General features: G+C 74.9%; 17 protein-coding genes. 10 read left to right on the top strand and 7 right to left on the bottom strand.

The features are described 5' to 3' along the window. Nucleotides 1-158: 158 nt before the first annotated feature. Entirely contained in the window at nucleotides 159-1,502 is a 1,344-nt protein-coding gene (locus ACIGG8_RS05865; protein WP_396546021.1) for a cytochrome P450, read from the bottom strand. 307 nt (nucleotides 1,503-1,809) lie between these two features. Between ACIGG8_RS05865 and ACIGG8_RS05860 the strand changes: the two genes are divergently transcribed. Further along, the gene (locus tag ACIGG8_RS05860) at nucleotides 1,810-3,213 is read left to right on the top strand and encodes an amidase (protein WP_396546020.1); all 1,404 of its coding nucleotides are present in this window, start codon (nucleotides 1,810-1,812) and stop codon (nucleotides 3,211-3,213) included. Nucleotides 3,214-3,280: 67 nt separating this feature from the next. Here the strand turns inward: ACIGG8_RS05860 and ACIGG8_RS05855 are convergent, their stop codons facing one another. Further along, nucleotides 3,281-5,233 carry an FUSC family protein gene (locus ACIGG8_RS05855; RefSeq protein ID WP_396546019.1) on the bottom strand — a complete coding sequence of 651 codons (1,953 nt, stop codon included), beginning with the start codon at nucleotides 5,231-5,233 and terminating at the stop codon, nucleotides 3,281-3,283. Between the two features lie 561 nt (nucleotides 5,234-5,794). On the opposite strand from ACIGG8_RS05855, the gene ACIGG8_RS05850 reads away from it, so the two are divergent. The 5 genes from ACIGG8_RS05850 (at nucleotide 5,795) to ACIGG8_RS05830 (ending at nucleotide 11,326) form a co-directional block, all read left to right on the top strand. Beyond that, nucleotides 5,795-6,877, top strand: coding sequence for a phytanoyl-CoA dioxygenase family protein (locus ACIGG8_RS05850; RefSeq protein ID WP_396546018.1), 1,083 nt, complete (start codon nucleotides 5,795-5,797; stop codon nucleotides 6,875-6,877). Next, a complete protein-coding gene (locus ACIGG8_RS05845; protein ID WP_396546017.1) occupies nucleotides 6,859-8,172 on the top strand; it encodes a DUF6271 family protein in 1,314 nt (437 codons plus the stop codon). The genes ACIGG8_RS05850 and ACIGG8_RS05845 overlap by 19 nt, the downstream gene beginning before the upstream one ends. Nucleotides 8,173-8,328: 156 nt before the next feature. Continuing rightward, the gene (locus tag ACIGG8_RS05840) at nucleotides 8,329-9,504 is read left to right on the top strand and encodes a type III PLP-dependent enzyme (RefSeq protein ID WP_396546183.1); all 1,176 of its coding nucleotides are present in this window, start codon (nucleotides 8,329-8,331) and stop codon (nucleotides 9,502-9,504) included. Beyond that, the gene (locus ACIGG8_RS05835) at nucleotides 9,501-10,121 is read left to right on the top strand and encodes a GNAT family N-acetyltransferase (RefSeq protein ID WP_396546016.1); all 621 of its coding nucleotides are present in this window, start codon (nucleotides 9,501-9,503) and stop codon (nucleotides 10,119-10,121) included. The genes ACIGG8_RS05840 and ACIGG8_RS05835 overlap by 4 nt, the downstream gene beginning before the upstream one ends. Before the next feature lie 5 nt (nucleotides 10,122-10,126). Next, on the top strand, nucleotides 10,127-11,326 hold the full coding sequence (locus ACIGG8_RS05830; protein ID WP_396546015.1) for an MFS transporter: 1,200 nt from the start codon (nucleotides 10,127-10,129) through the stop codon (nucleotides 11,324-11,326). A gap of 114 nt (nucleotides 11,327-11,440) precedes the next feature. Here the strand turns inward: ACIGG8_RS05830 and ACIGG8_RS05825 are convergent, their stop codons facing one another. Together ACIGG8_RS05825 and ACIGG8_RS05820 are read right to left on the bottom strand one after the other, a co-directional pair. Continuing rightward, complete coding sequence (locus tag ACIGG8_RS05825) at nucleotides 11,441-11,830, bottom strand: MerR family transcriptional regulator (RefSeq protein WP_396546014.1); 390 nt, start codon at nucleotides 11,828-11,830, stop codon at nucleotides 11,441-11,443. 17 nt (nucleotides 11,831-11,847) lie between these two features. Further along, a complete protein-coding gene (locus ACIGG8_RS05820) occupies nucleotides 11,848-12,861 on the bottom strand; it encodes an MDR family NADP-dependent oxidoreductase (protein WP_396546182.1) in 1,014 nt (337 codons plus the stop codon). Between the two features lie 193 nt (nucleotides 12,862-13,054). Between ACIGG8_RS05820 and ACIGG8_RS05815 the strand changes: the two genes are divergently transcribed. Next, nucleotides 13,055-13,795, top strand: coding sequence for a PIG-L deacetylase family protein (locus ACIGG8_RS05815; RefSeq protein WP_350525780.1), 741 nt, complete (start codon nucleotides 13,055-13,057; stop codon nucleotides 13,793-13,795). On the opposite strand, the gene ACIGG8_RS05810 is transcribed toward ACIGG8_RS05815, so the two are convergent. From ACIGG8_RS05810 to ACIGG8_RS05800, 3 genes are all read right to left on the bottom strand, one after another. Further along, nucleotides 13,792-14,610 (bottom strand): VTT domain-containing protein, encoded by an 819-nt coding sequence (locus tag ACIGG8_RS05810; RefSeq protein ID WP_396546013.1) that lies wholly within the window; start codon nucleotides 14,608-14,610, stop codon nucleotides 13,792-13,794. The two genes, ACIGG8_RS05815 and ACIGG8_RS05810, sit on opposite strands and share 4 nt — an antisense overlap. Nucleotides 14,611-14,660: 50 nt before the next feature. Further along, on the bottom strand, nucleotides 14,661-14,855 hold the full coding sequence (locus ACIGG8_RS05805; protein ID WP_350525782.1) for a DUF1918 domain-containing protein: 195 nt from the start codon (nucleotides 14,853-14,855) through the stop codon (nucleotides 14,661-14,663). A 121-nt stretch (nucleotides 14,856-14,976) separates the two neighbouring features. After that, nucleotides 14,977-15,729: a TetR/AcrR family transcriptional regulator gene (locus ACIGG8_RS05800; RefSeq protein WP_350525783.1), complete on the bottom strand. Its 753-nt coding sequence runs from the start codon at nucleotides 15,727-15,729 to the stop codon at nucleotides 14,977-14,979. A gap of 432 nt (nucleotides 15,730-16,161) precedes the next feature. On the opposite strand from ACIGG8_RS05800, the gene ACIGG8_RS05795 reads away from it, so the two are divergent. Genes ACIGG8_RS05795 through ACIGG8_RS05785 form a run of 3 tightly spaced genes read left to right on the top strand, consistent with a single transcriptional unit; the run spans nucleotide 16,162 to nucleotide 22,042 of the window. Continuing rightward, complete coding sequence (locus tag ACIGG8_RS05795) at nucleotides 16,162-16,959, top strand: phytanoyl-CoA dioxygenase family protein (RefSeq protein WP_396546012.1); 798 nt, start codon at nucleotides 16,162-16,164, stop codon at nucleotides 16,957-16,959. 11 nt (nucleotides 16,960-16,970) lie between these two features. Beyond that, nucleotides 16,971-17,555, top strand: coding sequence for a DUF6309 family protein (locus tag ACIGG8_RS05790; RefSeq protein ID WP_396546011.1), 585 nt, complete (start codon nucleotides 16,971-16,973; stop codon nucleotides 17,553-17,555). After that, entirely contained in the window at nucleotides 17,552-22,042 is a 4,491-nt protein-coding gene (locus ACIGG8_RS05785) for an amino acid adenylation domain-containing protein (RefSeq protein WP_396546010.1), read from the top strand. The genes ACIGG8_RS05790 and ACIGG8_RS05785 overlap by 4 nt, the downstream gene beginning before the upstream one ends. The last annotated feature ends 8 nt before the right edge of the window (nucleotides 22,043-22,050 follow it).

Genomic DNA, 22,050 nt, shown 5'->3' with positions numbered 1-22,050 from the left:
CGGCGCAACCCCGCCGGCCCCCGCCGCGACAGTACCGTCCCTGCCGGACGGGTGCTCACGGCCGCGTGCTCGTATCCGCGTTCATGCCTGTCTTCGTGCTTGCGTTCGCGGGCGGGGGCCGGCGGCGGGGCCGTCGGGGAGGCGCCGCCCCGCGGCGGCTACCGGCGGGTCAGGGTCGCCGTGAAGGGGCGCGGGGAGAGCGAGAGACCGCGGACGGGGCGGACGGGCCGGCCGGGCGTGGGGGTGATGGTCCAGCGGGCGGCGATGGTGGCGATGGCGAGGACGGCTTCGGTGGTGCCGAAGGTGTCGCCGAGGCAGCTCCGGGCGCCGAGGCCGAAGGGGGCGTAGGTGCCGGCGGCGGGCCGGGCGGTGGTGAGCCAGCGGTCCGGGTCGAACCGGCCGGGGCAGGGGAAGACGTCGGCCCGGCGGTGCAGCAGGTACGGGCTGACCAGGACGGTGGCGCCCGCCGGGACGCGGTGGCCGCCGAGCCGGGTGTCGGCGGTGAGGGTACGGCTGAGGAGCCAGACCGGCGGGTAGAGCCGCAGGGTCTCGCTGACGATCCGGGCGGTGAGCGGGAGGGCGGGCAGGTCATCGTGGCGGGCGGGGCGGCCGTCGAGGACGGTGTCGAGCTCGGCGTGCAGGCGCTCGCGGACGGCGGGGTTGGCGGCGAGCAGGGTCCAGGCCCAGGAGAGGGTGGCGGCGGTGGTCTCCGTGCCGGCCAGCAAGAAGGTGACCACCTGGTCGTGGATCTCGGCGTCGGAGAGCCCCTGCCCGTCCTCGTCCACCGCGCCGAGCAGCACGGAGAGCAGGTCGTGGTGGTCGGTGCCGTCGGCGCGGTAGTCGGCGATCAGCCGCCCGGTGACCTCCCGGAGGTCCTGCCGGGCGCGCCGGTAGCGGCGGTTGCCGGGCGTGGGGAGGCGGCCGGCGCCGGGCAGCGGCATCATGACGCGGCGGCCGGCGCCGCGGACGATGGCGTCCATGCTCGCCTGCCCCGGCAACGCGCCGGCCCGGTCGTGCCCTGCGAACAGGCAGCGGGCGGTGACGGCGGTGGTGAGGCGGTACATCGCGGCGGGGACGTCGATCACGTCGCCGTCGCGCCAGGGGGCGGTGGTTCCGGCGATCTCCTCCGCCGTCATCGCGGCGTAGCCGGGCAGCCGGGCGCGGTGGAACGCGGGCTGCAGCATGCGTTGTCGGCGCCGGTGGGCGGTGGCGGGGCAGGCGGCGAGGCCGTCGCCGGGGGCTTCGGGGGCGCTGTCGGGGGCGGGCCCGCCCCCGTCGTGCGCGTGGTCCTCGTCGAGCAGCCGGCGGACCAGTTCGGGGTGGCAGGCGACGTAGGCGTCGAGCGGGCCGAGCCGCAGCCGGACGAGGTCGCCGTGGGCGGCCAGCCCGGCCACGAAGTCGAACGGACGCCGCAGGAGGGCGGGGGCGTGGCCGAGCAGCGGGAGACCGCCGGGGGCGGTGGCCGCGGTGAACCGGGTGGTCGGGAAGGAGTGGATCGGCACGGGCGTCACCTTGGGTCGGGTGGGAAGGACCGGAACGGTTCGTGCCCGGTGGTCTTTCCCGGCGGCCGCGCGTGAAACGATCGTGGACCGGCGGGTGGGGTGGGCGCGGGGGCGCATGCCGAATGTCCGTGCGCCCTCGAAGATTTGACGGATCGTTTACCAACTGGGCGCACGAGTGACTGGTGCTGCGCCGATCGGCGCATAGACTCGGGGTCTTGCGAGATTACCGGTCAGTAGGGCCGGGCGGCACCACCGGTCGGCGTGACGACCGGACGGCAGGAAGCCCGGCGGGGAGTGGGGAGTTCGGATGACCGACGAGCGGGTGCACGCGTTCACCGACGACGCCCTCGGCACGCACGACGCGGTGGCGCTGGCCGCCCTGGTGCGGGCCGGCGCGGTCAACCCCCGGGAGCTGGTCGCCGCGGCCGTCGCGCGCGCCGCGCGGGTCGACGGCCGACTGCTGCCGGTCGCCCACGCCTCGTACGACAAGCCGCAGATCAGCCGGGAGGGCATCGGCGGGCCGCTGTGGGGCGTGCCGACCTACCTCAAGGACAACGTCGACCTGCGCGGCCTGCCGACCGCGATGGGCAGCGAGGCCTTCCGCGCCCAACCGGCCCGCCGCAACGCGCGCTTCACCGACCAGTTCCTCTCCACCGGCCTGGCCGTCCTCGGCAAGACCCGGCTGCCCGAGTTCGGCCTCAACGCCTCCACCGAGTTCGCCCACGCCCAGCCGGTGCGCAACCCCTGGAAGCCCTCGCACTCGGCCGGCGCCTCCTCCGGCGGCGCGGCGGCCCTGGTGGCCTCCGGCGTCGTGCCGATCGCGCACGCCAACGACGGCGGCGGCTCGATCCGCATCCCGGCGGCCTGCTGCGGCCTGGTCGGACTCAAGCCCACCCGGGGCCGGCTGGTCGCCAACTCGCAGGGCGCCAAACTGCCGATCGACCTGGTCACCGACGGCGTCCTGACCCGCTCGGTGCGCGACACCGCCGCCTTCTTCGCGGCCGCCGAGCGCCACCGCCGCAACCCCAAGCTGCCCCCGCTCGGCCTGGTCGAGGGCCCGGGGGAGCAGCGGCTGCGGATCGGGCTGGTGGTCGACTCGCCGATCGCCAAGACCGACGAGCCGACCCGCAGGGTGGTCGAGGAGACCGCCGCGCGACTGGAGGCCATGGGCCACCGGGTCGAACCGACCGCCCTGCCGTTCGGCGAGGAGTTCTCCCGCGACTTCGTCTCCTACTGGGGCTACATCGCCTGGGCGATCGCCTTCACCGGCCGGGTGCTGATCGATCCGAGCTTCCGCGCCGACAAACTGGACGGCCTGACCACCGGGCTGCGCCGGCAGTTCCAGGCGGAGTTCCCGCACACCCCGGGCGTGCTGCGGCGGCTGCGCCGGGCCGAGGGGGTGTACCACCGGGTCTTCCGCCACCACGACGTGATCCTCTCCCCGGTGCTGGCCCACACCGCCCCGCCGATCGGGCACCTCAGCCCGAACGTCGACTTCGAGGAGCTGATGGACCGGCTGATGCGCTACGTGGCGTTCACCCCGGTCAACAACGTGACCGGCGGCCCGGGCCTAGCCCTGCCCGCTGGTGCGGCGCCCGGCGGGCTGCCCGTCGGCGTGCACCTGTCGGCGGCGCACGGGCAGGAGCGGGTGCTGCTGGAGCTGGCCTTCGCGCTGGAGGCGGACCGGCCCTGGCGGCGGATCGAGGACTGACCGGGGGTCCCCGGCGGCGGCCCGGGGGCGCACTGAGGCGGCCCGGGGCCGTCGGCGGCGGTGGCACTCACGGCGCCGGCGCGGCCACCGACCGGGCCGCGTGCACCTCGTGGTGCAGCCGGGCCAGCGCACAGTCCGGTGCCAGCGTGGCCGACACCGCCTCCGGCAGCGGCCGGCCGGTGCGCAGCGACTCGGCGAGGTCGGTCAGCTCGCGGGTCACGGTTCCGACCTCGGCCGGGGTCGGGACGGGCGCGCCGTGTTCGATCCGCACCCGGGTGGCGGTCGTGGCGTCCACGATCCGCTCGACGGCGATCACCACCGGCCACAGGGCCTCCGCCCTGGTCCCGACCGGCGGCGGTTCGGTGAGCGCCCGCTGGAACTCGCTGCGGACCGCCGAGAGGTCCCGGTAGAGCCGCCGCCGGTACCGGGCCCGGGCCGGCTGGTCCCGCCCCGGCGCGGTGGTGAACGCCAGCGACACGTACGAGGCGGTGTCCTGGACGGCTTCGGCGAGGCGGTCGCCGACCCGGGTGTGCCAGGACTCCGGCCACAGCAGGTAGCCGGCCAGCAGGGAGATGGCGCAGCCGATCAGCGAGTCGTAGAGCCGGGGCGGCACCAGGTCGAACCCCCGGTGGTTGAGCAGGTCCGACAGCAGCAGGATCACCGGGGTGATCGCCGCGGTCTGGAAGGCGTAGCCCTTGGCCGACAGAGCGGGGATCAGCGCCGCCAGCACCGCCATCACCGGTACGTCCCACCAGCCACGCGGCACCTCGGCGAGTACGGGGACGGCGATCAGCAGCCCGGCCGCGGTGCCGAGCGCGCGCAGCACGGCGCGCGAGAACACCGAGCCGAAGTCCGGTTTCATCACGAAGGTCACGGTCAGCGCCACCCAGTACGAGCGGGGCACCGCGATCACCGAGACCAGCACTTGCGCGAGGCCGATGCACAGGGCCAGCCGCAGCCCGTACCGCCAGGACGGGCCGGACAGCAGCAGGGCGCGGGTCGCCCGCCGGGCCCGGACCCCCAGGCCCGCGGGCCGGCCGAGCCGGTCGTCGACGGCGTACGGGTCCGGCTCGGGCTCGTACACGACGGCGGCGGCGTGCCCGATGGCCTCGACCAGTGCCCGGGTGGACGGCCCGGCGGGAACGGGCAGGTCGGGCGAGGGAGCGGGACCGGTGCGGCCCTGCTCGACGGCGTCGGCCAGGGCGCGGACGGCGGCCGGGTAGGCCGCGGGCAGCGGGCCGTACCCGGGCGGGCGCAGGTGCGCCGCCGCGGCCCCCTCCACTACCGGGATCACCGCGTTGAGCTGGGCCAGCAGCCGTACCAGGGTGGGGGAGCGGCCGTGCCGCCGGGCCCGCCGGGCGAGCAGCAGGTCGTAGGAGTGGTTGAGCGACTGGGTGAGCTCGCGGCGCCGGGCGTCGTACTCCGGGGTGCCGGCGGCCGCCAGCACCTCGGCGGCCGAGCGGTAGGTGCCGGCGACCACCGCGCGTTCGGGGACGCCGAGGCGCAGCGGCCAGGCGAGCAGGGTCAGGGCGAGCACCTCCAGGCCGCCGAGCAGCAGCAGTCCGGGTGGCAGCCACCACGGGGAGGGCATCGGCAGGCCCGCGCCGACCACGGCGTTGAGCAGCAGGAGCAGGCCGGAGACGGAGGCGACCGCGCCGATCGAGGAGATCATGCCGGAGACCAGCGCGATGACGGTCAGCACCAGGACGGCCCACCATCCCGTACCGAACACCAGGGTGCCGAGCAGGACCCCGAGGGCGCCGAACAGCTGCGGGACGGCGATGTTGAAGATCCGCATCCGGTAGGCGTCGGCGGTGTCCCCGATCACCCCGGACAGTGCGCCCATCGACACCAGCGCCCCGTAGGCGGGCCGCCCGGTGGCGGTGCCCACCGCGAGCGGGGCGGAGAGCGCGACCGAGGCGCGGGCCACCGCGGCCCGGGGAATCGGCGCGGCCAGGGGCCGCAGGCTCGCGGTCAGCCAGCTGGGCGGGGCGAGCCGGGCGGCTCCTCGGCGTGGCACGCTCCCAACCTACGGCGGCCGGGCTCCGCCGGCCCGGCGTAACACGCGGCGTGGAGCACGGCGTGGAACACGGCGTGGCGAACGGCGCGGCGCACGGCGGCCCGGCGTCATGCCCCTACGCATGCCCCCGGCCCGTAACGGTTCGCGGGGTTGCCGGGGTTCAATCCGGCGGTTATGTCAATTCCCGAAACATACCCCGGCTTATGTCCGCCTGCGAAACATAAAGCGAACCGCGAGAGGCGTCATGAGCTGCACCGAATTCCCAATCGGCAACCCGCAGGAAAGGGTTGACACCATTAGTTGGTCTAGTCCAATGTGTGGGGGGTGTGGTTCGGCAGAGCCTGAGGCGGGGTGAGAGGCCTTGTCGGGCAGGCGAGTTGGCCCCCTGACGCGGCGCCGGTGCGCGCTCGGGGGTCGAGCCGCGAAGGAGTGTGTGCGGACCGCCACCGGCCCGCAGGGGGAATTCCCGATCCGGCCCGGGGCCGGTCGAGTGGCCCGTCGCGCCCGCGCCACCCGCCGAATCAAGCGCTGCGTCGACTACGAACCGTGGAGTGACTGCCCATGCCGAGCCCAGACGGACAGGCCGAGGAGTATCTGTACCGCGCCGCCTCGCAGCGCCCCTACTTCAGCGCGGACACCGAGAGCTACCTGGCCCGCACGGCGCTGCGCGAGATCCGCAAGCAGCACCCGCTGCGCGTGCTCTCCGAGGAGGACCACGCGTTCTGGCAGACCTACGGCTACGTCGTGGTGAAGCAGGCGATCCCGGCCGAGGCCGCGAGGCGCCTGCTCGACTTCACCTGGGAGTTCCAGGGCCTGTCGCCCGACCGCCCCGAGGACTGGTACCGCGAGCGCGAGTACCGCGACGAACTCGACCAGCACCTGCACATCTACGGCTTCGTCGAGGCCTACCACCACCAACTCCTGTGGGACAGCCGCCAGTCGCAGCGCGTCTACGACGCATTCGTGGACGTCTGGGACTGCGAGGAGCTGTGGGTCACCCTCGACCGGCTCAACCTCAACCCGCCGAACGTCCGCAACCGCGACCGGGCGCTGATCGAGCCCACCGACCGCGGCTTCGACATCGAGCTGCACTGGGACGTCGACACCACCCGGGGCGTGCTGCCGCAGCGCGTCCAGGGCATCATCGCGCTCAACGACACCGCCCCCGACCTCGGCGGCTTCCAGTGCAACCCGGAGCTGTTCCGCCGCTTCAACGAGTGGCAGGCCGCCCAGCCGGCCGACCGGGACCCGATCCGCCCGGCCGTCGACCGGGACGAGTTCCCCGTCGTGCGGCCCGAGTTGGCGGCCGGCGACCTCCTGATCTGGAACGGCCTGCTCGCCCACGGCGTCGAGCGCAACACCTCCGGGCGCGGCGTGCGCGCGGTGCAGTACCTGTCGATGATGCCCGCGCTGGAGGAGGCCGAGAAGCTGCGCCGCTCCCGGGTGGAGTCCTGGCGCACGCTCGCCACCCCGGACTGGAACCGCACCCTCGTCGGCGACGCCGACCGGCCCGAGTCCCAGCGCTACGGGACCGCCGAACTCACTGAACTGGGAGAGAAGTTGCTCGGACTGCGGTCCTGGAGCGGCAAGCGCCTCGACGAGCCGAACGCCACCGGGGAGCGGGCATGCGCGACGTCTGCCTGACCCTGCCCACCAACCGCGAGTGCGCCGACACCATCACCGCGGTCGGCGCCGAAGCCGCCTACGCCGTACGGCGGTTCGGCGTCCGGGTGCACCTGCTGGTGCTGGACTCCGCCGACCCCGCCGCACGTGGCCGGCACGCCGCCGCGGCCGCCGCCCTGCCCGCCGTCGACGGCCTGACCGTCCACCACCTGGACGAGGACGCGCAACGCGCCTTCCTGCGCGAGGTGATCGACCGCTCGGGCGTCGCCGGCCCCGACGAGCTGCTCGACCTGATGCTGCCCGACACCGTCTCCTACGGCGCCTGCACCAACCGGGCGTTCCTGCTCGCCGCCGCCCTCGGCTGCGCCTCGGTGCACCGCCGCGACTCCGACAGCCGCTACCAGTGGCTCGACGGCGAACCGGTGTTCCCCGTCGAGCACGAACTGGCGACCCTCGGCATCAAGGCCGCCGACGCGGCCGCCGCCGTCACCGAGAACACCCTCGACCCGGCGCACGCGGACAAGCCCGTCGCCCTGGTCGGAGCCTCCTTCGTCGGCGAACTCTCCGTCGACCTCGGCGAGATCCTCGCCCTCGACCCCGAGGTCTACCACGACCTCGTCGCACTCTGGGCGCCCACCGGAGCGAGCGAGCAGGAGCGGCGCGAGCTCGTCGCCGAATCGTTCACCGGCGGCGGCACCGAACCCTTCACCGCCGACCACGCCGTCCTCGGCCGGCCCGACATCTGGCGCATCGACATGTGCAACATCGCCCTCGACCGCGAGGTGTACGAACGCGTGCCGCTGCCGCCCGCCACCGACACCATCGGCAGCGACTACTTCCTGCACCACGTCGTGCACGACGCCACCCTGCCCGGCGTCACCCACAACCGGCACATCGTCAACTACTACACCCCCGAGCGGCGCACCGGCCCCGGCTTCACCGCCTACCAGCTGCGCTACGCCAAGTTCCTGCTCTCCATGCTCTACCTCCACCCGGTCTACGCCGAGATGGCGGCCGCCGGCGGGGCCCTGCTGGACGAGCGCCACCACCTGCGCCCCCGGTCGATCGCCGCCGCCGCCCGCCGCAGCGCCGCGACCGACCGGGCGGAGAACCACCGCAGACTCACCGAACTCGACCGCTGCTACCGGCGACTGGGCGGCAAGTACGCCGAGTTCGCCGACCACCTGGCGCCCCGACGGGCGCGCCTGCTCGACCGAGCGCAGTCGGACATCGAGGACTTCGCCCTGCTGATCGACGCGTGGGGCCCGCTGGTGCGGGCGAGCAGGACCACCCCCGCCGACCGGCTGCCGCGCTAGCCGGAGGACCGGGAGCTCTACGTGACACGCCAGACAAGCAGCCAGCCGGCACACCGGGCACGGAACCCGGTACCCGCCCACCGTGCCCCGACCGTCACCGCGGTCCACACCGGCGCACCCCGCACCGACCGGTACGGCCCGCACGACCAGACCGCGTTGCGGGCCGCTCTCGCGGCCGCGACCGATGACCGGATCATCTACGACCTGGACGGCATCGGCCGTCAGTACGCCGCGTTGCGTGCCGAACTGCCGGATGTCGCGGTGCGGTTCGCGATGAAGGCCTGTCCGGTGGACGAGGTGCTCGGCCACCTCGCCGCACTCGGCTCCGGCTTCGACGCGGCAAGCCCCCAGGAGATCGCCCAGGCACTGCGCACCGGCGTGGCGCCCGAACTGATCCACTACGGCAACACCGTCAAGTCCGACCGCCACATCGCCCAGGCCTACCGGCTGGGCGTGCGCGACTTCGCCACCGACAGCCCCCAGGACCTCGCCGCCATCGCCGAACACGCCCCCGGCTCACGGGTGTTCTGCCGGATCGCAACCAGCGGCGAAGGCGCCCTGTGGGGCCTGAACCACAAGTTCGGCTGCTCACCCGAGGACGCCCTGCGCCTGCTCGACCAAGCCCGAACCGCAGGACTCGTCCCCTCCGGCCTGTCCGTCCACGTCGGCTCCCAGCAGATGACCGCCGAAGCCTGGAGCGCCGCCCTGGACTCCCTCGCCGCCGTCCTGGAAGCCCTCAACTGGCGCGGCATCACCCCCCAACGCATCAACCTCGGCGGCGGACTGCCCGCCCTCGGCGTCCTCGACCGCCACGGCAACCCCCTCGACCCCCCACTCGACAAGATGTTCACCGTCATCCGCGAAGGCACCGACCGGCTGCGCGCCGTCAACGCCGGACCACTGGAGTTCCTCGTCGAACCCGGACGCCACCTGGTCGCCGACCACGGCGCGATCCGCGCCCACGTCGCCCGCCTCACCACCCGCCACCGCCTCGACGGCACCCGCGAGGACTGGCTCTACCTCAGCTGCGGCAAGTTCAACGGCCTCTACGAGATGGACCAGCTCCAGTACCGCCTGGAGTTCCCCGGCCACCCCGGCGGCCAGTTCGTCAACGCCGTCGTCGCCGGCCCCACCTGCGACAGCGACGACGCCTACACCCGCGACGGCGCCCCCGTCCGCGTCCCCCGCGCCGTCGCCTCCGGCGACCCCGTCTGGATCCACTCCTGCGGCGCCTACGCCACCGCCTACACCACCCAGGGCTTCAACGGCTTCACCCCACTACCCCACACCAGCATCGGCGGCGCCCGGACCCCGAACGGAGACACCCCATGACCGACCCCCGGATCCGACTCCTGCGCGCCGACGACTGGGACACCGTCGTCGCACTCGAAGAACACGCCTACGCCACCAGCGGCCTGTCCGAAGGCCGCGACGCACTCCAATCCCGACACCGCGCCTCACCCTCCACCTGCTTCGTCCTCGAACACGCAGGCCACGTCGGCGGCTACCTCCTCGCCCTGCCCTACCCCCTCCACCACTGCCCCGACCTCCACCACACCGAAAACACCACCACCAGGCACAAGCCACCCACCACCAACCTGCACGCCCACGACCTCGTCATCGCCGAGGAGTTGCGCGGCCACGGCCACGCCCACCGCATGCTGCGCCATCTGGAGGCCACCGCCAGGGCGGCCGGCTACCGGACCCTCTCCCTGGTCGCCGTCCGCGGCTCGCACGTGCTGTGGGCCCCGCTGGGCTACCGCGCCCGGCCCGAGACCGACCTGCCCGCGAGCTACGGCGACGAGGCCGTCTACATGACGATGAGCCTGACAGATCGTCAGGAGCCGCTTCGGGTAACGGATTTCCGCCCGGTCACGGACCGGGCGCTGCCGCTGCCGCACTCCACCGACCCGATCCCCGGGCCCCGCCCCAGAGCCGAAGTGGGCTGATACGCATGTCCCCCGTTCGCGACGACTACCGCCGCTCCCAACTGGCCATCGGCGCGCTGTTCTTCGTCCTCGGATTCCAGTACGCGACCTGGGTCTCCCGGGTGCCCGCGCTCAAGGCCGAGCTCGGCCTGGGCGAGGCCCGGATCGGCCTGCTGCTGATGACCTGCGGGATCGGTGCGGCGGTGTCCTTCCCGCTGGTGGCGGTGCTGATGCGGCGGCTCGGCTCCCGCCTGCTCGCGGTGCTGTCGGCGCTCGCCCTCGGCGTGATCCTGCTCGCCCTGTCGGTGGTGCCCGACTACCCCGTCACCCTGCTGGTGCTGTTCTGCGACGGTGTCGCGGTCGGCTGCCTGAACGTCGCCATGAACGCCCAGGGCGCCGCCCTGGAGGCCCGGTTCGAACAGGCCACCATGTCCCGGCTGCACGCCACGTTCAGCGCCGGCTCCCTCCTCGCCGCACTGCTGGCCTCCGCCGTCAACGCCTTCACCGGCACCCTGGCCGTGCACTTCGGGCTGGCCGCCGCGCTGCTCGCGGCCGTGGTCGCCGCCGCCCGGCCGGGCCTGCTGGCCGACGAGCCGCAGCAGACCGCCGCCGAGGAGGAGAAGAAGGACCGCCGCGGCTTCGTCCTGCCGACCGTCGCGACGCTCTGGATGGGCCTCGCGATGGTGTTCGGCACCGTCACCGAGGGCGCCATGAACGACTGGTCGGCGCTCTACCTCAAGGACGTCGTGCACGCGGGCGCCGGCCTCGCCCCGCTGGGCATCGCCGTCGTCTCGGTGATGATGGTGTGCGCCCGGATCTTCGCCGACGGCTGGCGCACCCGCTTCGGCGACGGCCGCATCGTCCGCACCGGCAGCCTGCTGGCCGGCCTCGGCCTCGCCCTCGCCCTGCTGGTCGGCGGCGTGCTGCCGACCCTGCTCGGCTTCGCCTGCGTGGGCCTCGGCGTCGCGGCGGTCACCCCCTGCGTCTACGTCGCCGCCGCCCGCCGCGGCGCCGACGCGCTCTCCCTGGTCGCCGCCATGGGCACCACCGGACTGCTCGCCGGCCCCGCCGTGATCGGCTTCGTCGCCGGCGCCACCAGCCTCGTCTGGGGCATGGCCGCCGTCGCCACCTCCGCCGCCCTCGTCTCCCTCTGCTCCACCCGCATCACCTGGCCGTCCACCGGCGCCCGGGACGCCCCCACCCGGGAAGCACCCGCCACCACCTGACCCACCCCCACCCCCACCCCCAGTCCTCGCCCGGCACCTCGCGCCCTCCCCCGCGCAACGTGCCGGGCGAGCCCGGTCCGCGCTCCGCCCCCGTCCGCCCGAGAGCCCGCTCGCTCAGGCGGACGGGACGTCCGCGCCGCTGGTGGCGATGTGGTGGGCGAGCTTGGTGCGGAGGTCGGTGAGGCGGGCGATCTCTGCGTCGAGGGTGGCCAGGCGGGCGCGGACGACGGGGGCGTAGGTCTCCGGGCCCGGGTCGGCCGTGCAGCGGCGCGGCGGGTCCTCGGCGAGCAGGTCCAGCCGGTGCGGACGGCTGGCCAGGTCGTCCACCGTCAGCCCCACGGCGAGGAGTCGGCGGATCACCCGGACCCGGGCGACCTCGGCCGGGCCGTACTCCCGCTGGCCGGAGGCGGACCGGGCGGGCGGGCGCAGCAGCCCGCGCTGTTCGTAGAAGCGCAGTGCCCTGGGGGTGGTGCCCGCCGCTGCCGCCGCGTCCCCGATCCGCATACCCGCTCCTCCCGTCGTCAGAGCTCCACGATGGTCGCCCCGAAGGTGTCCCCGGTGAACACCCGGGACAACGCCTGCGGGGCCCGATCGATGCCCGCGACCGGTGTCCACGGAAAGGTGAGGTCCCCGCTGCGCAACCAGGCACCGAGGCGTTCGCGCCACTCGGCCTCCAAACCCGGGTGGTCGAGCAGGGTGAAGCCGCGCACGCTGAGGCCGAGGGTGACGATCCGGAAGCTGTCGACCACCGCGGGCGAGTTGCCGCCGGAGAGCCCCGGGTCGAGCTGCCCGGACACCGCGCCGACCACGGCGAACCGGGCGCCCCGCCGGGCCGCGTCCACCGCGGCGGTCAGCTGCTCACCGCCGACCAGGTCCAGGACGACGTCGAGCCCGTCCGGTGCCGCCTCGGCCAGGAGCTCGGCGAACGGCCGCTCGCCGGTCACCAGCACGGCGTCGTAGCCGAGTTCGGCGGTCAGCCGCTCCGCCTTGGCGGGTGAGCGGGTGGTGCCGATCACCCGCGCGGCGCCGAGCAGTCGGGCGACCTGCCCGGCCAGGGAGCCGACCGCGCCCGCCGCGCCGGTCACCAGCACCACGTCGCCCGGGTGCACCTCGGCGCAGCGGGTCAGTCCGCCGTAGCCGGCCGAGGCGGCGGAGACCAGGGCGAGCGGGTCCGGGAAGTCCGGCGGGACCGGGGTGAAGCCGGCGGCGTCCGCCACCGCGTGGTCCCGCCACCCGTGCAGGTGGGTCACGAGGTCGCCCGGGCGCAGCGGCCCGTGCTCCGGCGCGGCGAGCACCTCCCCGAGGGCGGGCCCGAACAGCGCGTCCCCGGGCTCGACGTGGGGTACCAGCAGGCCGGTGCCGGCGCCGCTGATCACCGTGCGCAGCGCGGGGAAGACCAGGAAGGCCCGGTTGCGGACCAGCACCTGCCCGGGCCCGGGCTCCGGCAGCGGCTCCTCGGCCACGGTGAAGTCCTCGGGGGCGGGCAGCCCGCGCGGCCGGGTGGTCAGTCGGACGACTCGGGTGGTGGTGGGCAGGGGCACGGCAGCGCTCCTCGTGAGAAGGGGAAGCCCGTCAATGGGGCGCCCGGACGCTAACCCCTGACGCCTGCGTCAGGGGCAAGCGCAGCGGTCGATCAGGTGTCTGACGGTGTGTGAGGGGCGGAAGTCTTCTAGAGTCACCGGCGGTACGACCGTACGACCGTGAGCCGGACCGAGAGGGAAGAGCAGCATGACCGAGCAGGCCCCCGCGCCCTTCGAGCACGTGGACGAGGACTGGCAGACGGCGCTGGCGATCGTCGCCCACCCCGACGACATGGAGTACGGCGGCGCCGCGGCCGTCGCCCGCTGGACCTCGCAGGGCAAGAAGGTCGTCTACGTGATGGTCACCAGCGGCGAGGCGGGCATCGACTCGCTGGACCCCGCCGAGTGCGGGCCGCTGCGGGAGGCCGAGCAGCTCGCCTCGGCGCGCGTGGTCGGCGTGGACACCGTCGAGTTCCTCGGCCACCCGGACGGCGTGGTGGAGTACGGGCTGCCGCTTCGCCGGGACATCGCCCGCGCGGTGCGCCGGCACCGCCCGGACGTCGTGATCACCAGCAACTTCCGGGAGACCTACGGCGGGGTGTTCCTCAACCAGGCCGACCACATCGCGGTCGGCCGGGCGACCCTGGACGGCGTCCGGGACGCCGGGAACCGCTGGGTGTTCCGCGAGCTGGTGGCGGAGGGCCACGAGCCGTGGAACGGCGTGCGGCAGATCTGGGCGGCGGCCTCGCCGGAGGCGAAGCACGCGGTGGACACCACCGACACCTTCGACCTGGGCGTGGCCTCGCTGGAGGAGCACAAGGCGTACCTGGCCGGGCTCGGCGGGCAGATGGCGGACGCCCGGGAGTTCCTGGAGGGCTTCGGCCGGGGCGCGGGCAGCCGGCTGGGGACGCGCTTCGCGGTGCCGTTCGAGGTGTTCCCGCTGAGCTAGTCGGACGGTTCGTCGGACTCGGGTCCGGGTCCGGCCGCGGAGTCGGTCGTGGTACCGGCCGCGGAGTCGGTCGCGGTACCGGAGCCCGCTGCGGTTCCGGTGTCGGCCGTGGCCTCGGTGTCGGCCGTGGCCTCGGTGCCGTCCGACGTCCCCGTGCCGTCCGCGCCCTCGGCGTCGGTGCCCTCGCGGCGCCGGCGCCGGTAGCGCAGCACCTGCCGCAGCAGGAGGACGGCGACCAGCACCCCGAGGCCGATCGCGAACCAGAGCTGGTAGCGGATCGCCGTCCGGTACACCGCGCCGATGTTGGCGCCGGCCAGGTAGCCGAAGGTGCCCCAGACGGCCGTCCACAGCACCGCGCCGAGGATGTTGAACGGCAGGAACCGGCGCCAGGGCATCCCGGTGGTCCCGGCGATGATGCCGTTGGTCTGGCGCAGTACGTCCACGAAGCGGGCGACCGTGACGACCTTGCCGCCGTTGCGTTCGAAGAAGCCGTCCGCGCGCTCCATCCGGGCCGGGGTGAGCAGGACGTAGCGGCCCCACCGGTGGACGAAGGCGCGGCCGCCGGTGCGGCCGATCAGGTAACCGAGGCTGTTGCCGAGGGTGGCGGCGACCGCTGCGATCACCAGGACGGCGGCGAAGTCCAGGTGCCCGGCGCCGGCGTACACCGAGGCGAGGACCAGGATGGTCTGCCCGGGCACCGGGATGCCGCAGTTGTCGAGCAGCACGAGCAGCGCCACCGCGAGGTACCCGTAGTGGTCCAGCAGTGGCGCGAGCCCGGCGAGTGCCCCGGGCAGCGGGGTGGTGGGGGCGGACACCGCTCCTCACCACCTCGCGCGGTCGGGGCGCGGGGTGGCAGGGGCGTCGGTCAGCGTCCCGCCTGACGCGTTTCGATGTTGCAGTCGGGGCCGGGGTAGATCAGACCCTCGTGGCCGTCCTCGAAGCGGACCATGTACGGCGGCTGGCCGTCGGCGCCGCGCACCTCGATGATCTCGCCCTTCTGGTCCACCATGCCCACCGACCTGCTGTGGATGTGGAGCTGGTCACCTACCGCTGCGTGCATGGTCTGCTCCTCGGGTCGTGGAGGCCGCCTCCGCGGCCGTTCCGCTATCCACTGTGCTGCGGGGGCGGCGGGCTCGCAACGCCTCGGACGGACGGGACGCGGGGGAACCCCGGGCCGGGCGTCAGCGGGCGGGCAGCTGTTGCACGAGGTAGCCGCGGACCAACCGCTTGCACTCGGCGATCAGTGTGGGATCACCGTCCGGGTCCCCGCGGAAGGCCAGTTTGAGCACCGCGTCGGCCGCCTCCAGGGCGACCCGCAGGGTCAGTGTGGTGGCCGCCGGGTCGCCGGCCCGGAAGAGTTCGCCGCCGAGTGCCTGCAGGCGCAGGGCGACGGCGGTGTTGTTGTCCACGCCCGTGTCCAGCAGGTGCCGGTCGTCGCGGACCCCGGCGGGGACGACGGGCCCGGCCAGGCCGAAGTCGACCTGGCCGAAGCCGGGCACCGTGCGCTTCATCGCCACGAACTCCTCCACCGCGAGGTCGGTGAAGACCGCCGGATCGACCGGGGCCGCGGCGGTCAGCCGGGCGTCGAGGCGCTGGAGGTAGCGGTCGAGGTTGCGGCCGGCGAGCGCGGCCAGCAGGTCCTCCTTGCCGGCGAAGAACTGGTAGAGGGTGCCGATCGGCACCTGCGCGCGGTGGGCGACCTCCTTGGTGGTGAGCGCGGTCGCCCCGACCTCGTCCAGCAGCCCGGCGCAGGCGTCCAGGATGCGGCCGTACCGCTCCTGGCTGCGCTGCTGGACCGGGCGCCGCCGGGCCGACGGGGCCGTCCGTCCCGCCGGCTCGTGACGCCGGGTGCCCACGAACGCACCCGCCTCGCTGCCCTCGGCGGCCGCGTCGCGCAACGCGCACCGTTCGATTGGCTCGCTCCGCTCGCTCATGGGCTCACTCTGCCGCATTCGCCGTGGTGGCGGCGAATCACCGGGGCCGGAGCGGCCCGGAGTGCTCCGTGAGGGAGGAATCGACTGGTGGCCGGAGCTGAACGGCACGGTGGCGGGAAGGTGTCCACGAGTTGGCTTTGGTCTTGTCGTGGACGCGAAGACCGGTTCATACTCCTGGGGCGGACTACCTTGTGTGATCGGCCCGTGCCTCTTCGTGGTGATCGCGATGCGGTCGTGGCAGCCGTGACGACCGTGACGGCCAGGACGATTGTGGCGGCCGTGACGACCGTGACGGCCGTGACGGCCGTGACGGCCGTGACGGCCGTGACGGGCGTTCCGCCGGCGCCGCAGGTCCGGATCACCCCGTGTGCCGCCTGACGCGTGCCACGTCCCGTTGCTCGTCCCGTCGAACGGAAGGAGGGGGTCGGCCCGGTGACGCTGTCCCAGGGAGGGCGTGAGGCCCTCGACACCGCGAACCGCCGGCAGTTCCTGGAGTCCGGGTACCTGGTCCTGCCCGGCCTGCTGCCGGAAGCACTGCGCGAACGACTCGTCCCCGAGGTGGACCGGTGGGTGGACGAGGGGCTGCGGGCCCGCTCCATCGCGGCCTGCGCCGACCCCGCCCGGAACGGCCCGCCCCCGCTGCTGGAACTGGAGTTGCCGGCGCACGGCGAACTCCTCACCCACCCGCCGCTGTTGGGCATCCTGACCTGCCTGCTCGGGCTGTCCTTCGTCTTCCACCACCTGCACAGCGACCGCCAAGCCCCGGACATCCCCGGCAAGCCCTGGCACCACGACTGCGAGCCCAACGACCGCGCCGACCCGTCGCTGCTGATGGTCCACGCGCTGCACTACCTCGGCGGACTGGACGAGAAGGTCGGCAGCCTGGCCGTGCTGCCCGGCTCGCACCGCGGCATCGCCGACAGGTCCGCCTTCGCCCACCGCGGCACCGCGGAACTGCCCGGCGAGGTGGTCATCGACCGGCTGCCGCCCGGCTCGACCGTGCTGCTCAACTCGGCGCTGTTCCACACCCGCAGGCCGGCACCCGACGGGCCGGGCCGGAACCGGTACTTCATCGACGCCTCCTACTGCCAGGTGGGCGCGCGCTGGCGCCCGGTGAAGCCGTACTGGCGGCAGATGCTCGCCCGCGCCCGAGAACTGGACCTGGCCGACGGCCAGTGGCCCGAGCTGTTCGCGGAACGGCACTTCACCGAGTACACCGGAACCGTCTGAGGAGTCCTGCCGTGAAGATCGTCACCGCCGTCGCCTACTCCGAGGTCCACGACGCCTACCTGCGGGACCACCCGGTGGAGCGGGCCCACGAGGCGAACAGCAACGTGTACGGGGAGGAGAACCTCGAACGCGCCGACCGCATGCCCGGTGGCTGGTGGCGCGTCAGGCTGTCACGGGCGGACGTCCTGGGCGTCGTCCTGCCCTGGCACCTCAGTGAGGGCGGGGAGTTCGAACTGGTACCGCGCACCGGGCTGACGGTGGGGGAGGCGGCCGCCCGGGTCCGCTCCGGCGGGGCCGCCTGGACGGCCGCCAACCCGGTCTGCGCGGCCAAGCTGAAGCTGCTGCGGCGGGCCCCGTTCACGCCGCTGTTCCTCAGCAGCGCGCCGGTCGACCACTCCGACTACGGGGAGCTGTCCGCCCGGGCCGGACTGATCCACCTCGACGGCCTGCACCGCATGCTGGCCTGGGAGTTGGCCGGTCGGCTGCCCGCCAGGGCGGTGCTGGACGGGTACCTGGTGGGCGACGCCGGGCTGCCGGGCGGGCGGCTGCCGACCCGGGGGGCCCGGGCGGGCCGGGCGGGGGACGAGTCGGCGTGAGCCCCGCGACGCAGCACGCCCGCTCCGCACCGTCCGCCTGCGCCGCCCGCTCCCTGCCCGCGCTGCTCGCCCGCCTCGCCCGGGCCCACCCCGACCGGCCCGCGCTGAGCGACGGCGTGCGCAGCGTCGACTACGGCACGCTGGACGCCGCGGCCGGCCGGATCGCCGCCCGGCTGGCCGCCGCCGGCACCGGGCGCGGGGACCGGGTCGCCCTGGTCGGGCCCCGGGACGCCCGGATGCTGGTGCTGCTGCACGGGGTGCTGCGCTCGGGCGCGGCGGCCGTGCTGGCCGACCCGGACTGGTCGCCGGCCGACCTCGCCCGGCGGCTCGCCGCCGTACGGGCGGCCCGGGTCCTCGCCACGGAGGGCGGGCTCGGTGGGGAGGTGCTGGACGTCGAGGCCCTGCCCGGGCGGCCGGTACCCCGACCCCGGGAGGGCCGGGAGGGCCGGGGGGACGGGGAGACCAGGGAGGAGGTGCTGCCCGAGGACGTCGCGTACTTGTCCTTCACCTCCGGGTCGAGCGGCGAGCCCAAGGCCGTCGCCGTCACCCACGCCAACGCCGTGCACTACGCGCAGGCGCTGGCCGGACGGCTCGCCCTCACCGAGGCCGACGCGCCGTGCACCGCGCACGTCACCACGCTGGCCGCGGACCTCGGCCACACCGCCTGGCTGCTCGCCCTCGCCACCGGCGGCTCGGTGCACGTCGTCCCGGACCGCGAGGTGCGCGACCCGGACGCTTTCTGGGCCTCGCTGCGGCGCGCCGGGGTGACCGTGCTGAAGACCACCCCCTCGCACCTGACCGCCCTGCTGGAGGGCCGCCCGGCGGACACGCCGCCGCTGCGCACCGTGCTGCTCGGCGGCGAGCCGCTGCCCCGGCCGCTCGCCGCCGCCCTGCTCGACGGCGGCACCACCGCCCGGCTGGCCAACCACTACGGGCCGACCGAGACCACCGTCGGCGCCACCTGCCTGCTCGCCACCGACGCCCGCCAACTCCCCGCGGAGGAGCCGACCGTACCGATCGGCACCCCGATCGGCGAGGTGCTGCTCACCGTGGTGGACGGCGCCGGGCGGGCGGTGCCCGACGGCACGGCGGGGGAACTGCTGATCGGCGGGCGCGGCGTCACCGCCGGGTACTTCGGGCGCCCGGTCGAGACGGCCCGCGGCTTCGTCCACCGCGACGGCCGGCTGATGTACCGCACCGGCGACCTGTGCCGGCGGCGGGCGGACGGGAACCTGGTCTTCCTGGGCCGGGTGGACCGCCAGGTGAAGGTGCGCGGCTACCGGGTGGACCTCGCCGAGGTCGAGCGCGCCATGGACGGCTACCCGGGCGTCGTCCGCTCGGCGGCGCTGCTCCGGGAGACCGCCGTCGGCAGTCAACTGCTCGGCGCTGTACGGCTGTCGGGCGGCATCGAAGCGGTCGACGGCCTCGACGCGTACCTGCGGGACCGCCTGCCGGGCTACTCGGTGCCCCAGCCGCTCCTGGTGCTGCCGGACTTCCCGGTGGGGCCGAACGGCAAGCTCGACCGCCGACGGCTGGGCGAGCTGGTGGCCGAACTGGTCGAGGCCCGGGCGCAGTCCCCGGGGGGCGCAGGGAGCGGCCGGCACGGCCTGGCCGGGGAGATCGCCCGGTTCTGGGCCGGCGCGCTCGGACTGCCCGCGGTCGGTCCGCGGGCCGACGTGCTGGGCCTCGGCGGGGACTCCATCCTCGCCATGCGCACCGTCGCGTTCCTGCGGCGCTCGGGCCTGCGGGTCGCCTACGAGGACTACTACCGGCATCCGACGGCGGAGGGCCTGGCGGCCGCCGCCGTCCCGGCCGCACCGTCCCTCCCGTGTCCGCTCGCCGGTGCCGACGCCAGCAGCGGTAGCGGTAGCGGTAGCGGCATCGGCACCGACGCCGATGTCGTTCGACTCGCCCCGGCGCAGCGCTGGTTGTACCGGCAGCGGACCCTGCAGGACGTGCGGCACTGGAACCAGTCCGTGCTGCTGCGCTGTCGCACCGCCGTGGACCCGGCGGCGCTCACGGCGGCCGTCGCGGCCGTCCTGGAACGCCACCCGGCGCTGCGCCGGCCGGTCTCCCCGCGCGGTTGCGGCGCACCCCGGCCGGTGCCCGAACTCGACCCGGTCTCCTACTCCCGGATCCCGCGGGCGTCCGGCCCGATCGCCGACACGATCGCCGGGGTCTGCACCGAACTCCACCGCAGCCTCGACCCGTTGGCCGGCCGGCTGCTGCGCGTCCACCTGTTCTCGGGCCCGCCCGGGACGGACGACCGGCTCGCGCTGATCGCGCACCACCTGGTGGTCGACGGGCTGTCCTGGCGGATCCTGCTCGACGACCTGGCGCACGCGTACCGGGCGGTGCTGGACCAGAAGCCGGCCGAGCTGCCGCCGACGGCGGACTTCTACGCCTGGGCGGCGGCCGCCCCGGCGGCGCCTGCCGAGCCCGTCATGGCCGCCGAGCCCGCTGCGCCTGTCGGAGTTCGGACCGCGCCCGTCGCGCCCGCCGTCGGGGCTTCTGCGCCGCCCGCGGCCCGGCCCGGCGCGCTCAGTTGGGCGCTCGACGCGGACGCCACCGCCCGGCTGGTCGGCCGGTACGGCGGCGGGGCCGGGCTGGAGGCCATGCTGCTCGCCGCCTTCGCCGGAGCCGTCACCGGCTGGAGCGGCCGTCCCGGGTTCGCCGTCGAGGTCGAGACCCACGGCCGGGACGCCGCCGGCGATCCGGGTGAGTTCCTGGACACCGTCGGCTGGTTCACCGCCGTCAAGCACGTCGAGCTGCCGGCCGGGGCCGATCCGCAGACGGTGGCGCGGCGGCTGCGCGAGGCGCCCGTCCGACCGATGGACGCGCCCGGGGACGCGCCGGGGGATGCGCCCGGGGAGCGGCCCGTCGCCGGGTTCAACTTCCTCGGGACCTTCCGGCTGCCCGAGGAGCCCGCGCTGGACTGGACGGTCGCCGAGGAGCAGGCCGGTACGGCCCGCTGCGCGGGGGGCGACCCGCTGTACGAACTGCGGCTCACCGCGCGGATCGTGGAGCAGCGGCTGGTCACCGACCTGGTGTACGGGTGGCCGGCGCTGTCGCACCACGCCGCCGAGCGGATCACCGGCGCGTTCGCCGAGGCCGTGGCCACCGAAGCCGGGGTCGGGACGACGCGGGCCGGGACGGTGCGAGCGCGGCCCGTCCGCGCCCCGCTCTCCACCTCCGGCCAGCTGCTGCACCCGGGAGTCCCGCCGACCGCCCGGGCGACGGTGCGCGAACCCGCCCGGGTGCTGCTCACCGGCGCCACCGGCTACCTCGGGCGGCACCTGCTGGACGCCTTCCTCCGCCGCGGCGCCGACGTCACCTGCCTGGTGCGGGCCGCCGACGACGCCGGGGCCCTGGACCGGCTGGGCCACGGCGCGTTCCGTGCGGTCCACGCCGTCGCCGGGGACGTCGACCGGGAGGGCCTCGGCCTCTCCCCGGCCGGGCTGGAGCGGGCCCGGGGCGCGCGGATCGTCGTGCACGCGGCGGCGGACGTCCGGCTGGTGGCCCCGCCGGACGACCTGGAGCGCACCAACCACACGGCGGTGCGCCGCCTGCTCGACTGGGTCGGGGAGCACGCCCCGGCCGCCGGTGTCCACCACGTCTCCACGCTCGCCGTCTCCGGCGGCGTGGACGGCCCGCCACGTCGCTTCAGTGAGGCGGACCTCGGGATCGGGCAGCACTTCCGCACCCCGTACGAGCGGACCAAGTACCGCGCGGAGCAGGCCGTCCGGGCCTGGGCCGCCGGCGGGCACGCCGCCTACCTGCACCGCAGCGGCCACATCGCGGCGCACAGCCGGACCGGCGCGTTCCAGGCCAACATCGGCGACAACCGGATCTACCAGCTGATCCGCGGCTACCTGCTGGCGGGCGCCGCCCCCAGCCGGCCGGACACCGCGTTCGCGTTCTCGCACGTGGACACGGTGGCCGCCGGGATCGCCGCGATCGCCCTCGACCCGTACGCCGCGCCGGGCGCCTACCACGTCGAATCGCCGTACGAGGTCCCGCACGACGAACTGGTCGGCTGGCTCGCCGGGCAGGGCCGCCAGGTGCGGCTCACCGACGAGGAGACCTTCGCGGCCGCGATCGCCGAGGCCGAACGGCGGCACCCGACGGCCGCCCGGCTCGCCGCGACCTGGGCGCAGCAGGAGGAGCGCAACGTCCGGGTGGACAGCGGGTACACCGCGGCCGTGCTGGACCGGCTGGGCGTGCGCTTCACGGCCCCGACCCCGCAGTGGTGGGCGGCCGCGCTGGCCTGGGCCGCCGAGGCCGGTTTCCTGCCGCCCGCCGACCCGTCCCGACCCGCCGACCCGTCCCGACCCGCCGACCCGTCCCGACCCGCCGACCCGTCCCGGCCCTCCGACCCGTCCCGACCCGCCCCCGAAGGGCCCCGAAGCCCCCGAGGTCCCCGAGAAACCCGAGATCCCCGAAGCCCCCGAGGTCCCGAAGCTTCCGAAGGCAGGACTAACCCGTGAAGGCAGGC

It is taken from the genome of Kitasatospora sp. NPDC085464 (genome assembly GCF_044541955.1).
Classification (GTDB): Bacteria; Actinomycetota; Actinomycetes; order Streptomycetales; family Streptomycetaceae; genus Kitasatospora.
Note: the sequence above shows the minus strand (reverse complement) of the source record. Positions and strands in the feature narration are given on the sequence as shown.

What these genes read in the sequence shown, in the direction of transcription:
- ACIGG8_RS05860 (WP_396546020.1), top strand. Translation starts at nt 1,810, where the DNA reads ATGACCGACGAGCGGGTGCACGCGTTCACCGACGACGCCCTCGGCACG.
- ACIGG8_RS05850 (WP_396546018.1), top strand. Translation starts at nt 5,795, where the DNA reads ATGCCGAGCCCAGACGGACAGGCCGAGGAGTATCTGTACCGCGCCGCC.
- ACIGG8_RS05845 (WP_396546017.1), top strand. Translation starts at nt 6,859, where the DNA reads ATGCGCGACGTCTGCCTGACCCTGCCCACCAACCGCGAGTGCGCCGAC.
- ACIGG8_RS05835 (WP_396546016.1), top strand. Translation starts at nt 9,501, where the DNA reads ATGACCGACCCCCGGATCCGACTCCTGCGCGCCGACGACTGGGACACC.
- ACIGG8_RS05830 (WP_396546015.1), top strand. Translation starts at nt 10,127, where the DNA reads ATGTCCCCCGTTCGCGACGACTACCGCCGCTCCCAACTGGCCATCGGC.
- ACIGG8_RS05825 (WP_396546014.1), bottom strand. Translation starts at nt 11,830, where the DNA reads ATGCGGATCGGGGACGCGGCGGCAGCGGCGGGCACCACCCCCAGGGCA.
- ACIGG8_RS05815 (WP_350525780.1), top strand. Translation starts at nt 13,055, where the DNA reads ATGACCGAGCAGGCCCCCGCGCCCTTCGAGCACGTGGACGAGGACTGG.
- ACIGG8_RS05805 (WP_350525782.1), bottom strand. Translation starts at nt 14,855, where the DNA reads ATGCACGCAGCGGTAGGTGACCAGCTCCACATCCACAGCAGGTCGGTG.
- ACIGG8_RS05800 (WP_350525783.1), bottom strand. Translation starts at nt 15,729, where the DNA reads ATGAGCGAGCGGAGCGAGCCAATCGAACGGTGCGCGTTGCGCGACGCG.